Here is a 14624-nt window from a genome sequence, read left to right as displayed (position 1 = left end):
TCATTTCGCTGCCAGCCTTTTTTTATACAAAAATTCTTATTCTTACAAAAAGTTACTTTAACTTATTCTTTTAAATAATAATTAATAAATTTTATAGTTTCTATATTCAAGAATTATAAAAAACAAAACCTTTTATAATAATAATTATATATAAATACCTAATATAATTTTTATATTATTTATTTCTTAAAAATAATCATTAAAAATATTTTTATAGTGTAATAAATAATTTAATAAACTATTAAGTTTATTTAACTATAATAATATAATTATATTAATAATACATTAATATTATATTATAATCAGGAGGAACTACAAATTGCGTTTATTAATTAGTCCAATAAATCATGAAGAAGCTCTAGAAGCAATTAAAGGTGGAGCAGACATAGTTGATGTTAAAAATCCTAAAGAAGGATCTTTAGGAGCTAATTTTCCATGGGTAATAAAAGATATAAGAGAATTAACACCTGAAAATTTATTAGTTAGTGCAACTTTAGGTGATGTTCCATTTAAACCAGGTACAGTATCACTTGCAGCAATGGGAGCATTAGTTTCAGGAGCAGATTACATTAAAGTAGGATTATATGGTCCAAAGAATTATGAAGAAGGTTTAGAAGTAATGAAAAATGTTGTAAAAGCAGTAAAAGACACAAAACCTGATTCAATTGTAGTTGCATCTGGATATGCTGATGCACATCGTGTAGGTGCAGTAAGTCCTTGGGAAATTCCAAAAATTGCAAGAGATTCTGGTGCAGATTTAGCGATGTTAGATACTGCAGTAAAAGATGGACATACATTATTTGATTATTTTTCTTTAGATGATTGTCAAAAATTTGTGGATGAAACACATAGTTATGGACTACAAGTAGCTTTAGCAGGATCAGTAAAAAAAGACCAATTAAAACCATTATTTGATGTTAAAACAGATGTAGTTGGTTTAAGAGGTGCAGCTTGTGTTGGTGGAGATAGAAATACCGGACACATAGATCGAAATGCTGTTAAAGAATTAAAAGATTATGTTCAATCTTTTGAATAAATAAATTAATTATTATTATATTATTATATTAAATCATTTCTTATAGAGGTTAAAAATGTTTTCAGAAAAAGTAAATAATGCCCCAAAGGGATATACTTTTGATGATTTTCTTTTAGTACCAAATGCTTCTTGGGTAGAAGCAAAAAATGTTAATACTAAAATTCAATTATCAAAAAAAATCAAATTAAACATTCCAGTATTAAGTGCTGCTATGGACACTGTTTCAGAATCTGAATTAGCTATAGCATTAGCACAAGAAGGTGGAATTGGTGTAATACACCGTAATATGACTTCAGAAATGGAAGTAGAAGAAGTTAAAAAAGTAAAATCTGCAGAAGAAATTACTATACGTGATGTAGTAACTATTACTCCGGACTCTGATATTACCACAGTTCAAGATATAATGGAAAATGAATCTATAAGTGGACTACCAGTAATAGAAGATGACAAAATTGTTGGAATTATCAGTAAACGTGATGTAAAACCAATGATTCGCTCAGGTGTTAATAAAAAAGTAAATGAAATTATGACTTCAGATGTAGTTACTATTGAAGAAACTATATCTCCTGAAGAAGCATTAGATATTGCATATGAAAATAAAGTAGAAAGATTACCTGTTGTACGTGAAGGTAAATTAGTTGGTATAGTCACAATACGCGATATTTTAAATCATGATAACCATCCTAATGCTGCAAGAGATAAACATGGGAAATTATTAGTCGCAGCAGCTGCAGGTCCATTCGATTTAGATAGGGCTATTGCATTAGATGAAGCTGGAGCAGATATTATCAGTATAGATTGTGCTCATGCACATAATATGAATGTTGTTAAATTCGTTGAAACAATGAAAGATAATATTGATGCTGAATTATGTGTAGGTAATATTGCAACTGCCGAAGCTGCAGAAGATTTAATTGCTCAAGGTGCGGATGCATTAAAAGTTGGTATTGGTCCAGGTAGTATGTGTACTACTCGAATTGTTGCTGGTGTAGGTGTTCCTCAAATAACTGCTATTAGTCAAGTTGCTGATGTAGCTAAAGATTCAGGCATACCAGTTATTGGTGATGGTGGTTTAAGATATAGTGGAGATGTAGCAAAAGCAATAGGTGCTGGTGCCGATGCTGTAATGTTGGGTAATTTATTAGCTGGAACTTATGAATCACCTGGTGATGTTGTAGTGATGAATGGACGAAAATATAAAACTTATCGTGGAATGGGTTCTATGGGTGCTATGACTGGAGGATTTGGTGGTGGAGCTGATAGATATTTCCAAGAAGTTAAAGGTCCTATGAAACATTCAAAACTTGTACCTGAAGGTGTAGAAGGAGCAGTTCCTTATAAAGGTAAAGTTTCAGAAGTTATGTTCCAACTTATAGGTGGATTAAAAGCTAGTATGGGTTATTGTGGTGCTAAAGATATTAAATCTATGCATGAAAAAGCACGTTTTGTTCAAATTACTGCTGGTGGACTTAAAGAATCTCACCCTCATGATCTTTTAATTACTAATGAAAGTCCTAATTATCCTTTATTAGAATAATTAAATTTCATTTTATTTTTTTAATATTCTTATTTTTTTAATTTAAATTATACTCTCTTTTTTAATTTTAGGATTAAATAGAATGATTTATATAATAAAAACAATATTACTATAATTATCTTAAAATTAATGTATTAAGTTCTTTTATAAATTTGGTGATTAAATGGATTCATTAACTTTACAAGAATACCGAGAAATGGTTGATAATATTATGGAAACCAATAAGCGAACAGGTGAAATGCCAGCTTATGCTAATATTAAAGATTTTACTATTAGTAAAAAAAGTTATTCTTTAATGATTGAGAAAGTTAATAAGTTTTTTTTAGAAATGGGAAGAAATCCACGTTCTGTTAAAATAGAAAAATAAAAATAAAATTAGTAATAATTAATTATTATTTATTATATATTTTAGCTAGGCTATTGTATTTTTTTATAAATCTTCTTTACTATTCAAATTTTTGAAGTTAATTTCACATATATTCTCATTATCAATTAACACATATTCTATTTTTAAATGTTTTATAAAATCATTAACTTTTAATTTATTATTTTCTATTAATTCATTAATCAAAAATTCTTGCCCTTTATTATAAATACTATGTAACGGTTCAATATTTGATTTTACATCATTTTTTAAATGTTTAGGTATAATTGCATCTACATTTGGGTTTTTGTTTAATTTTTCTTTCATTACTTGTATGAATTTTTTTTGAATATATGGTGAGTCACAGGGTAATATTAATGCGTATGAATTTTTTACTTTTTTTAACCCTGTCATGATTCCTGATAATGGTCCTTTATTTTTGATTTCATCAGTAAGGTATGTGATATGGAATTGATATTTTTTGTTTTCATTTTGGTAGTGAGTTATAATTTTTTCATATTTTCTAACTCTACTTTCATCATTTAAAACTATAATAACATCATCAATTTCATAGTTTAGCACATCAAGTATATGAATTATCATAGGTTTCTCGTTAATAATCATAGAACCTTTATCTTGACCCATTCTACGACTCATTCCTCCACATAGAATTACACAACTTAAACATTTCATATATAATCACTTAAAAAAATCATAAAAAATATTCATTCTTTAACATGAATATCTGCATCCATATCAAAAGGATTAGTACGTAAAGCAATACTAATTATATAAGGATAATTATGCTTTAAATATAACATATAATAAACATATTCATACATTAAATTAGTATAAATCCGATTCATATCACCAATTAAATGATTAAAATCAGTAGTAGTTAAATCATTTAAATCATTTCTATGTTTTAACTCCTCATCTAAATGTAAGGTAGCTAAAAGCAATTCAGAAAAATTATCCTTTTCCATTAAATTTGGATTTTCTAATAAATTAACAATAAAATTTCTTTTATCAACAAGTAATGTTTGAATTTCATTTAAAAATACACCTTGATCTTTAACTGATATTTCAGGTGTGAACTTAACACCTTTACTTTTAATAGCATCCATAGCACTTTCAAAATCAGAATCTTCCCAATTTTCAATATCCTTTAAATATTTATATATAATATTTTTATCTTGATTAATTTTAGTAAAATTACTTAAAAGATTATCCCCAATTTCACTAAAAAACACACTTAATAACATATCAAGTTTTTCAAGAATAACTTCTCTTTCTTTACGAGCTAAAATATCATCAATTACTAAAGCAACAATTAAAATATCTATAGGAATAAATCCTAAATGCATCATAACATATGAAAAAATTTCTTCACTATCATGGAAAATATAAAAATTACCAGTATATATTAGTATAGTTGCAATAATCAGCACAATAGCAAATTTTAATTTCCAACTAATTTTCCTCTTAACCATAAACAAACTCAACTCCATAAAAATTAAAATAATTTATTAAAAAAATAATATTTATCTTTTTTTTGCATAAACAATAGCAATAGGGTTTCGTGCAATCATCATTATACCACGATCTATAACTCTACCTTTACTTACATTAACTTCAACAATTTTAGGATTATAACCTAAACTTTTAAGTTTATTAACAGCATCAACTTTTGTATCAACGAGGATACATGGAATTAAAATTCTACCTTCATGGTTTAACTTACTATCCACTAAATCTAAAATAGGTTCTAAATCTCTTCCACTACCACCTATTAATGCAATATCAAAAGTATTTATATTTTTAAGTGCATTCACACCATCATTTTCAATAAAACTTACTTTATCTAAATTTCCAAGTTTTTCTAAATTTTTTTTACAAATATTTATAGCTTCAGGATTTTTATCTATAGAATAAACTTTTTCTGCTTTTAAACTAAATTCTACACTTAATCCTCCTGTTCCACAACCAATATCCACTACAATATCTTCATGACAAACATTAGATTTATATAATAATATTGCCCTAATCTCCTCTTTAGTTGGTCCAGGCACATCACAAGTTTTTATAAATTCATCATCATTTAACATAAAACCTAATCATCTCTTTTTTTTTATTTTGTTGGATTCCATCGTTTATATAAATTATTATCAATTTGCAATGAGTCTAAAATTTTCCCTACTATGAAATTTTCATTATCTTTTAATGTTTCTGGTTTATTATAATAAGCAGGCATTGCAGGTAAAATTATTCCTCCTTCTTTAGAAATTTTTAACATATTTTCTAAATGAATACTTCTTAATGGTGTTTCTCTTGGAACAATTATAGTTTTTCTATGTTCTTTTAAAGCAACATCAGCAACACGGCTTATACTATTATCAGCATAACCATTTGCTATACTAGATAATGTTTTCATACTACAAGGCACTATGACTAAGGATTCAAATCTGCATGATCCACTATTAATTTCTGAACTTATATCATTTGTTTCATAATATTTTGATGCTAATTTTTTTATATCTTCTAATTTAAAATTTGTTTCATGGTGGATTACAATTTTTGCAGGATCACTAATTAAAAGTCCGGTTTTTATGTTTAAATCTTTTAAAGCTTTTAATAATTTTATTCCATAAATTGTTCCACTAGCTCCAGTTAATGCTACTATTATCAAAAGGATCACCAATTTATAATTTTTTTTTATTCAAATACTGTTTGATCGAATGTCATTGTTTCGAATCTATTTTTCCGTTCTGGTAAATTTAAGTAATGTTCTATTTTAAATTTTTCTAATTTGTCACGATCTTCTTTAGGAACATAAATACTTATATCTGGGAAGTTAAATCTGGCATCAGATAATGCTCCTACTATGCTACTTATTTCATTTAAATGATATAATTTATCGTTTAAAGAAACTTGAGTTTTCATTTCATCAAAATGAGGATAATCTGCAATGTTAATAATTACATTGTCACGTTTTATACCATAATCTTCACTTATTTCTTCTTCAGCTTTATTAATTTCATCTTTTTTGATTTTAAATATTTTTTCTGGTTGTGTGAATTCTTTAACATCAATTTTATATGCTGTTTTTAATAATTGTCTATTGTCTAATCTATTTATTGTTTCTTTAGCATACCCGTCACTGTTTCTGAATAAACATATTAAGTCAGAATCATCGTATTTATACATTTCTTTTGGTTTTAAACCATAATCCTTTATTAAATATTGAATACCTCTTCTGAACATAGAATTTAATATACGTGTTGTGTGATGTTGGTATACACTGGGATACATGAAATATCTTGCAACTAATAGTGATTCTGCAGCTTGAATTCCTTTTATATCTAATAATAAATATTTTTCTAATTTTAAATTACTTATTAATCTTTGTGTGTCAATTACTCCGTATTGTACTCCTACATAATATGAGTCTCGCATTAAATAATCCATCCTATCAACATCTAATTCCCCACTAATTATGGGTCCTAATTTTCCTTTTCCATGGATTATGTCTGTTATATCTTGTAAACTGAATTTTTCTTTTAGTTTGTCACTAATTTCAGTATTTTTTATTACATATTCAGTTATTTTTTCATGAGGAGCTTCAAGCACTGTTTCAGATACATGAGAGAATGGTCCGTGACCTGTATCGTGGAGTAATCCTGCTACTCTCACTAATTCTTTATCTTCATTTGTTAATTCTAATTGATCTGCTAATTGTGATGCTAAATGCATTGTTCCTATGCTGTGTTCAAATCTGGAATGATTTGCTCCAGGATAAATTAATGAGATGAATCCTAATTGTTTTAATCTTCTAAGTCTTTGTATTTGAGGATAATCTATTAATTCTGTTTCGTATTGTGTGATAGGTAAGTTTCCGTGTATGCTGTCTCTGATAAATTTTTTATTTGACATTTTACCAATACACCTTATTATTATTTTTTTTAGTCTATAAATCTTGAGTCTGCTTTAGTTGTTTTTGCTTGGTCTTTTTTAGTTTCAAACCAACCAATTTTAAGATTTTCTATTGTATCTTGATATAATTGTGGAACATATGGTTTTATGTCTATTATTGGTGTTTTGTCTAATATGTCTACATTGGATACATATAAAATGTTGTTTTTTACTTTGTCTAATTGGACTACTGATAATCCTATAGGATTAGGTCTTTTTGGGGATCTTGTTGCGAATATTCCATGTGTTTTAGTATCTAGGAATGGTTTAACTTCTAATTCATAGTTTTTTACTTTATGTAAATGGTATATTAAGTTTAAGTGTGAAAAGTGTTTAATATCTTTTAGGCCATCTAGATACTTTTGTTTTATATGTATTTCTCCTTTTACTCCTTGTGCTCCTATGGGTTGGATTGGCATTCCTTCAAGTTTTTTAAAGGGTGTATGTATTTCTCCTATGCTTTCAAATTCTATGTTACTCATAAATGTTTTTTTGTTTTTATTTGTTCTTATATTTGATGCTTTTAATTTTTAAGTGCTTATAAATAAAAAATCGTTATGAAGTATAAAATTAAATCGTTGTGAAACTCTTTATTATTGATAAAAGGATACATTTAAATACTATTGTTTATAATTAGTTATTATAGAACATTTAAAGTTCATAAATTTATATCTAGTTATTTGGAGATGAATCAAATGGAAATAAGCGCAAGAAATATTTTAAAAGGTAAAGTCGAATCTGTTGAAAAAGGTCAAGTAATGGCAAGTATTAAAATTAACGTTACAGACCCTACAACAATAACTGCAGTTATCACAAAAGAATCTGCAGAAAAATTAAACATAAAAGAAGGCGATGACTTAGCTGCAATTATTAAATCTACAGAAGTAATTGTAGGAAAAGAATAAGTTCAATGAATTTTATATAAAAAAAAATTCATTGTTAAATTATTTATTAAAATTTAACAATAAGTCATTTAAGTAATATTTTTTTAGAGGATAGAAAAAAATAAAACAAATTTTTTCCTCTAAAAAATCTATTTAAATGGTTTAAAATTAAAAAATCTAATTTTTTAAAATTTATTAAAATCATTCGTTTATACACTATCTTTTAATTTAACATAAAAGCTTTATTAATCTATTTTTTACATAAAATTTTTATATTATAACAAACCTATATACTATTAAAAACTATTTTATGGATTTAAAAAAGGGGTTTAAATGAAAAAATTACCAAAAGAAAAGGAAGATGAATTAATAAATTATTTAAAAAATTTTCCTGAAATCCTTTCATTTGATTATGAAATATTACCTGATGGGGAAAACATATCAATTATAACAACTTTTAGTGAAAATATACCTGAAAATCATCATAAAGCTACAGCACACATTGAAAAAATACTGGATGCTAAATTCCAGCAAATAGTAATATTACAAAATGTTCAATACTTTAATTATAAATTTAATAAATAAATATTTACTTTTAAGAGAATATTAAAATTAAATAGATACATTGAAACTTAACTTTTTTTCTTAAAACTTAAAAATTAATATATAATAAATAATATATTAATTATATAATTTATTCTTTTAATTCTATACTAATTCTAAAAATAAATATAAATGGAAGTTTAAAAAAACTATGACCTTTGATTATGATGTAACAATAGTAGGTGGAGGGCCTATAGGTTCTACTTTAGCATATAAATTAGCTAAAAATAAAGATTTACAAATAGCTATTGTAGATAAAAAGAAAAATATAGGATTACCTTTACAATGTGCAGGAATTGTAAGTAAAAAAATATTAAAATTTAACAATTTGCCTGAAGAATTAATTTTAAATCAAGTTAAAGGAGCACACTTACACAGTCCAAATTATGATTTATCAGTTTCTAAAAAAGAAAATGAAGCATATATAATTGATCGAGTTGCCTATGATCAATACTTATTAAATAGGGCTAAAGAAAATGGTGTAAAAGTAATTAACCCATTTAAAGTAATAGGGGTTAACACAAAAGATGGAGTAATCACCTCAGAGAAGGGTCAAATAAAAAGTAAAATTATTATTGGGGCAGATGGTTCTAATTCAATAATATCAAAAGAATTAAAAAATAAGCAAAAATATTTTAATGGATCACAGTTCTTATTAAAATCTGAAGATAAGATTCCGGAAAAAGATTTTGTTGAATTATATGTTAAAAACCAAATATTTCCAGGATTCATTTGGGCAATTCCAACATATGAAAATATTTATCGTATTGGATTATTCAGTAACCATACTTGTGGAGAAGAAATTGGTATCTTAGAAAACTTCATTAAAAACCATCCAAAGTATAAAAATATGGAAATTATAGAGAAATATTATGGTAAAATACCAATATATGATAAAAACAAAGTATTAGTTAAAGACAGAGTACTCTTAATTGGGGATGCAGCATCACAGGTCAAACCTACCTCTGGTGGGGGATTAATATTAGGTTTTCAATCTACTGAAATTGCAGAAAAAGCAATAAATCATGCAATTAAAGAGGATAATATCAAATATTTAAGAGATTATGAGAAAACCTTTAAAAAAAATTATAATAAGGAATTAAATTATCAATTAAAAGTACAAAAAACTTTAAACTTATTATCTGATGATAACTTAGATTATTTCTTTAAACAATTAAAATTAAAAGGTGGAGAAGAACTTATTAGTACATATGGGGATATGGATGAGCAATCTATTTTAGTTAAGGAATTTATTAAAAAAGGATATTTATTTACAATGTTTCCTTCAATTATAAGTCATAATATTAAAAAAATATGGGATTAAAATAAAATATTAATTTTCACTTTTTTTAATAAAATCTTCCATTAACCATGAAGAAATACTAATATCATATGGTGGTAATTCAATATCTTTAACATTAAACCATTTAGCTTTTAAAATTTCATCGTGATCAACTTTAATTTCACCAGATTCATAATCAGCTGTAAAACCTAACATTAATGAATTAGGAAATGGCCAAGATTGGCTTCTCATATATTTTAAATTTTTAATTTTAATACCAACTTCTTCTAAAACTTCTCTATGCACAGCTTCTTCGATGGATTCACCAGCTTCTACAAAACCTGCAATCAATGCATAATTAATATTTTTATGGTAACTGTGTTTAGCCATTAAAAGTTTCCCATTATTATTTATAGCAACTATTATAGCTGGAGCAATTCTAGTATAATGAACTTGCCCACATGAAGGACATTTCATCATCATATCTTTTTCATCAAGTACAGTTTTACATCCACAATGGCCACAATACTTGTAAGAATTGTACCAATCATTTATTAATACTCCTCTTCCAGCCATCTGATATAAAATGGGATTCATATTATAAATTTCTAAAAGAGAATAAAAATTTGTATTAGTATTATTATCTACATTAACAACGAAACAGGGTTTGTCTTTAAAAGTACCAATATATAATAAAAAATTAATACAAAAATCACTTAATTCATCTTTATATTGGGGAACATTTAGATTTTCGTTTAAATATAATTCACGGTTAGTATTATAGATGAAATAATAAGATTCATCATTAGTTTCAAAGTTATCAATAAAATCTATTTTATAATTATCATAAATTGAACTTTCAATCATAATATATAATATGTTTAATGTTAAATTTAAAATTTTTTCATTTAATTAGTAATTAAGAAGTGATACTATAATATAATAGAATAAATATAAATTATAATAATATTTAAGGAATGTGAAATTTTTGATGAATCTACTTTTAATCCAATCTCAAGAACATGAAAAATTACCACTTGCAGAATTAAAAGCTGTAATGGATGCAGAAAATATAGAAGCAAATATAAATCAGTTAACACCTGGTTTAACTTTACTAGAAAATTTAGATTTAGAAACTTTTAATCATAGTTATAAAAGATTAACAGATCGTTTAGCTTATACTCATGAAGTGCACCAATTAATTGAAACAACTACTCTTGAAAATTTAGAAAAATCAGTTTTAAACATTGATTGGAGTGAATTTATTAAGAATAATTTTGTTGTACGAGTTAAAAGATTTAATAGTGATATAGATACAGTCAAATACGAACGAAATATTGGAGGCTATATTTTAGATAATACTCCTAATATTAAAGTTAAATTAGTAGGTTCTGATTCTTATATTCGTGTTGTGGTTTTTGAAGATACTGTTTTTTTATGTGTGGAAAAATATAAATTAAATAAGAAACATTTTGAAGATTCTAAACCTCATAAAAGACCATTTTTTCACCCTGGAGGTATGAGTCCTAAACTTGCACGGTGTATGGTTAATTTAAGTCGAATTAAAGAGGGTGAATTATTATTGGATCCTTTTTGTGGAACTGGGGGCATGTTAATTGAAGCAGGTTTAATTGGTGCTAAACTTGTAGGTTCTGATATAAATTGGAAGATGAAAAATGGATCAGCTTTAAACTTGGACTTTGTAGGTATTAAAGATTATAAAACTTATAAAATAGATTTTAAACAATTAAAAATGTTAGAACCTGCTGATGTGGTAGTGACAGATCCACCTTATGGTATAAGTACAACTACAGGTGGTGTAAGTACAACTATAATATTAGAAGAATTTTTAGATTCACTAGAAGGTAATCTTAAAAAAGATGGTTTAATTGTTTTAGCAACACCTCATTATATTGATATTAATCCAATAATGAATGAAAAAGGATTTAAAATTTTAGAACATTATGAAATTAAAATGCATAGAAGTTTAACAAGAATAATATCTGTAATAATAAAAATATAAATCAAATATTAAAGGAGATATTAAATAATGAAACTCAAAGTATATGATACAACTTTAAGAGATGGTGAACAAACTCCTGGGATTTCATTAACACCAACAGAAAAGTTAGCTATTGCTTTAAGATTAGATGAATTGGGTGTAGATATTATTGAAGCGGGTTCAGCTATCACTAGTAAAGGGGAAAGAGAAGCTATACAAGATATTGCTCATGAAAATTTAAATGCAGAAATTGCAAGTTTTGCAAGAATTTTAAAAGAGGATGTAGATTATTGTCTTGATTGTGATGTTAGTATGGTTAATTTAGTTGTTCCTACTAGTCCTATTCATATGGAATATAAATTAAAAAAATCACCTGGAGAAGTTTTAAATCAAGCAGTGAATGTAACTGAATATGCTAAAAGTCATGGTTTAAAAATATTATTATCTGCTGAGGATTCAACTCGTAGTGATATGAATTTTTTAAAGGAGGTTTTTAAACAAACTATAAGTGCTGGTGCTTGTCGTATTTGTCCTTGTGATACTGTTAGTATGTTAACTCCTGAAAAATCACTAAATTTTTATAAAGAATTATCAAGCTTAGGAGTCCCTGTTGATGTTCATTGTCATAATGATTTTGGATTATCTACTGCTAATACTTTAGCTGGAATACGTGGAGGTGCAAGTGAATTTCATGTAACTGTAAATGGTATTGGTGAGCGAGCAGGTAATGCTTCACTTGAAGAAGTTGTAGTTTCTTTAAATCAGTTATATGATAATTATTCAACTAATATTAATTTAAATCAATTATATTCTGCAAGTAAAATGGTGTCACGGTTAACTGGAGCTTATTTGGAACCTAATAAAGCTATAGTTGGTGAGAATGCTTTTTCACACGAGTCAGGTATACATTCTGATGGTATGTTGAAAAATTCTCATACTTATGAACCTTTTAATCCTGAATTAGTGGGTAATCATAGAAGATTTGTTCTTGGTAAACATGTGGGAAGTAAAGGTTTACAAAATCGTTTAGAACAATTAGGAATATACACTACTAATAAAGAGTTATCTAAAATTTTTGATTTAGTTAAAAATTTAGCAGATAAAGGTAAAATTGTAACTGATGCAGATATTCAAGCTATTTCAGATTATGTTATGGATATTGCTGAAGATACTAAAGTTGATTTACAAGAAGTAACCATTGTAAGTGGTAATAGGGTTACTCCTACAGCTTCTGTTAAATTAGGTTTAGAAAATCAAATGATACTTGAAGCAGGTATTGGTGTTGGACCAGTTGATGCTGCAATTAATGCTGTGAATAAGGGTGTTAAAGAGTTTGCTGATGTTGAATTAGAAGAGTATCATGTAGATGCTATCACTGGTGGAGCTGATGCTTTAATTGATGTAATTGTTAAATTACGTTTAGGTAATAATGTAATATCTGCACGTAGTACTCAACCTGATATTATTAATGCTAGTGTGGAAGCTTATATTATTGGAGTTAATCGTTTATTAGAAATTAAGAAGAAACAAGATGAATAAAAATGTTTAATGATAAAAATATTGAAATTTTAGGTTATACTGCTAATGTTAGTAGTGTTAGTGAAACTTTAGATAATGTTGATAGTTTACGTGATAATTGTTGTGATGGTACTATTGTTCAACTTTTAAATGCGGATGGTATTGCTGGTTTAAAGCATATTGAACATGGTATTATTCAATCTTTCAATGCTTTTAATCGTGATGAGAATTTGGCTAAGGATTTAGGTGTTGAAATTCTCCTACGTACTAGTGGTCAAAGACAGATTAGTAAAGCTTTTAAAATGTTAGGTTTACATGAAGGAAAAATGAATATATGCATCATTTTAATAAACTGTCCAGATTATTTCATTGATCAATTAAATGATATGTTCACACGAGATGATAATGTTTTATCACCAGAAATTGATAAATTATTAAAGATTTATGATATTTCAGAAAAAGAATTAAAGATCATGGACATCACAAGCATATTAATTGACAGATCTTCAAAATTAGTTGTAGATCAATAAAAAAAATTTTATTCATTAATATTATTAATAATATCTATAATACTCTTAAGATTATTTTTAGTTAAACATTTAACATCTAAATTTTTAACTTCCAAAGCAATTCCCTTAATTTTTAAACGATTATAATTAGGGCAACGAGTAATAATGCCTCTACCTTCAACATCAAATGAATCTCTAAGTTTCCAACTAAGTTCCTTAGCATTATCATTCCGGAAAATAACATTAATACCTCTTTTATCCGGATGCATTACATTATTAATACCTTTTTTTAAAATATTACATGCATTAACAGTATTAACAAAATTAGACTTAGCAAAATTTAACTCATTATAAATACCAACACAAGTAATCTTATCACATTTAAAACTTTTTAAAAGAATATTAGAATCCTTAAAAAAATTAGGAATACTAGTACTTATAAATCCACCATTACCTACATTAACAATTTTAGGCTCACCAGTAGAACCAACAATTACATCTGAATAAAAACCATTACATAAATGTTCATGAGTATCACCAATACTTCCAGATACATCCTCAACAAGTAAAATACCATTATCCCTACAATATTTACTAATACTCTTCATATCTTGCTCAGCAGTATAAGCAGCCAAACTAGTTAAAAATAAAGCAGAACCCTCACTAATATCATCAAGAATTTCATCTAAAAAATCAGTTTTAACCAAACCATAATAGGTTTTAACAGTAACTAAATTTTTACCTAAAAACTTAGCAATTTGTTTAAAACCATGCCAAGCCCCTTGATCTGGAATGATAATGTCACCTTTAACATTATTCATAGCAATAAAAATAGCACTATTCCCACTATTAACAAGTTTACAACTATCATGTTTAGTAAACTTTTTAATTTTATCACATGCTTTTTGATTATAATC

General features: G+C 26.4%; 17 protein-coding genes. 9 read left to right on the top strand and 8 right to left on the bottom strand.

From position 1 onward, the window contains the following. The first annotated feature begins 319 nt into the window (after positions 1-319). The 3 genes from BP769_RS04420 to BP769_RS04410 all read left to right on the top strand — a co-directional run bounded on the left by BP769_RS04420 (position 320) and on the right by BP769_RS04410 (position 2940). The gene (locus tag BP769_RS04420) at positions 320-1036 is read left to right on the top strand and encodes a (5-formylfuran-3-yl)methyl phosphate synthase (protein WP_409197667.1); all 717 of its coding nucleotides are present in this window, start codon (positions 320-322) and stop codon (positions 1034-1036) included. 55 nt (positions 1037-1091) lie between these two features. Next, a complete protein-coding gene (guaB, locus tag BP769_RS04415) occupies positions 1092-2573 on the top strand; it encodes an IMP dehydrogenase (protein ID WP_409197666.1) in 1482 nt (493 codons plus the stop codon). Positions 2574-2736: 163 nt separating this feature from the next. Next, positions 2737-2940 carry a pseudomurein-binding protein gene (locus BP769_RS04410; RefSeq protein ID WP_409197665.1) on the top strand — a complete coding sequence of 68 codons (204 nt, stop codon included), beginning with the start codon at positions 2737-2739 and terminating at the stop codon, positions 2938-2940. 63 nt (positions 2941-3003) lie between these two features. Here BP769_RS04410 and BP769_RS04405 read toward each other — a convergent pair whose 3' ends face one another. The 6 genes from BP769_RS04405 to tsaA are packed head-to-tail and all read right to left on the bottom strand — an operon-like array spanning position 3004 to position 7391. Further along, complete coding sequence (locus BP769_RS04405) at positions 3004-3630, bottom strand: molybdenum cofactor guanylyltransferase (RefSeq protein ID WP_413862149.1); 627 nt, start codon at positions 3628-3630, stop codon at positions 3004-3006. Between the two features lie 32 nt (positions 3631-3662). Next, entirely contained in the window at positions 3663-4430 is a 768-nt protein-coding gene (locus BP769_RS04400; protein WP_409197663.1) for a hypothetical protein, read from the bottom strand. 51 nt (positions 4431-4481) lie between these two features. Then, a complete protein-coding gene (gene cbiT, locus BP769_RS04395; RefSeq protein ID WP_409197662.1) occupies positions 4482-5045 on the bottom strand; it encodes a precorrin-6Y C5,15-methyltransferase (decarboxylating) subunit CbiT in 564 nt (187 codons plus the stop codon). Positions 5046-5068: 23 nt separating this feature from the next. Next, positions 5069-5626, bottom strand: coding sequence for a UbiX family flavin prenyltransferase (locus tag BP769_RS04390; RefSeq protein ID WP_409197661.1), 558 nt, complete (start codon positions 5624-5626; stop codon positions 5069-5071). Positions 5627-5652: 26 nt separating this feature from the next. Then, positions 5653-6870: an HD domain-containing protein gene (locus BP769_RS04385; protein ID WP_409197660.1), complete on the bottom strand. Its 1218-nt coding sequence runs from the start codon at positions 6868-6870 to the stop codon at positions 5653-5655. 29 nt (positions 6871-6899) lie between these two features. Next, positions 6900-7391 (bottom strand): tRNA (N6-threonylcarbamoyladenosine(37)-N6)-methyltransferase TrmO, encoded by a 492-nt coding sequence (gene tsaA / locus BP769_RS04380; RefSeq protein WP_409197659.1) that lies wholly within the window; start codon positions 7389-7391, stop codon positions 6900-6902. 213 nt (positions 7392-7604) lie between these two features. Here tsaA and BP769_RS04375 point away from each other — a divergent pair, with 213 nt between their 5' ends. From BP769_RS04375 to BP769_RS04365, 3 genes are all read left to right on the top strand, one after another. Then, on the top strand, positions 7605-7814 hold the full coding sequence (locus BP769_RS04375; RefSeq protein WP_409197658.1) for a TOBE domain-containing protein: 210 nt from the start codon (positions 7605-7607) through the stop codon (positions 7812-7814). A gap of 312 nt (positions 7815-8126) precedes the next feature. Next, on the top strand, positions 8127-8378 hold the full coding sequence (locus tag BP769_RS04370; RefSeq protein WP_409197657.1) for a hypothetical protein: 252 nt from the start codon (positions 8127-8129) through the stop codon (positions 8376-8378). A gap of 169 nt (positions 8379-8547) precedes the next feature. Beyond that, positions 8548-9720, top strand: coding sequence for a geranylgeranyl reductase family protein (locus tag BP769_RS04365; protein WP_413824242.1), 1173 nt, complete (start codon positions 8548-8550; stop codon positions 9718-9720). A 9-nt stretch (positions 9721-9729) separates the two neighbouring features. On the opposite strand, the gene nudC is transcribed toward BP769_RS04365, so the two are convergent. Beyond that, the gene (gene nudC / locus BP769_RS04360; RefSeq protein ID WP_413862147.1) at positions 9730-10545 is read right to left on the bottom strand and encodes an NAD(+) diphosphatase; all 816 of its coding nucleotides are present in this window, start codon (positions 10543-10545) and stop codon (positions 9730-9732) included. A 124-nt stretch (positions 10546-10669) separates the two neighbouring features. Here nudC and BP769_RS04355 point away from each other — a divergent pair, with 124 nt between their 5' ends. The 3 genes from BP769_RS04355 to cgi121 are packed head-to-tail and all read left to right on the top strand — an operon-like array spanning position 10670 to position 13728. After that, positions 10670-11701 (top strand): TIGR01177 family methyltransferase, encoded by a 1032-nt coding sequence (locus tag BP769_RS04355; RefSeq protein ID WP_409199088.1) that lies wholly within the window; start codon positions 10670-10672, stop codon positions 11699-11701. 27 nt (positions 11702-11728) lie between these two features. Beyond that, positions 11729-13219: a (R)-citramalate synthase gene (locus BP769_RS04350; RefSeq protein ID WP_413824240.1), complete on the top strand. Its 1491-nt coding sequence runs from the start codon at positions 11729-11731 to the stop codon at positions 13217-13219. 2 nt (positions 13220-13221) lie between these two features. Further along, positions 13222-13728, top strand: coding sequence for a KEOPS complex subunit Cgi121 (gene cgi121 / locus BP769_RS04345; RefSeq protein ID WP_409197653.1), 507 nt, complete (start codon positions 13222-13224; stop codon positions 13726-13728). Positions 13729-13736: 8 nt separating this feature from the next. On the opposite strand, the gene BP769_RS04340 is transcribed toward cgi121, so the two are convergent. Further along, positions 13737-14624 (bottom strand): DegT/DnrJ/EryC1/StrS family aminotransferase (locus BP769_RS04340; RefSeq protein WP_413862145.1); only part of this gene is annotated, 888 nt, incomplete at its 5' end.

Origin of the sequence: Methanobrevibacter sp. UBA417, assembly GCF_002508845.1 — an archaeon.
Lineage (GTDB): Archaea > Methanobacteriota > Methanobacteria > Methanobacteriales > Methanobacteriaceae > Methanobrevibacter_A > Methanobrevibacter_A acididurans.
The sequence above is the reverse complement of the archived record's forward strand: the minus strand, read 5'-3'. Positions and strand labels throughout refer to the sequence as shown.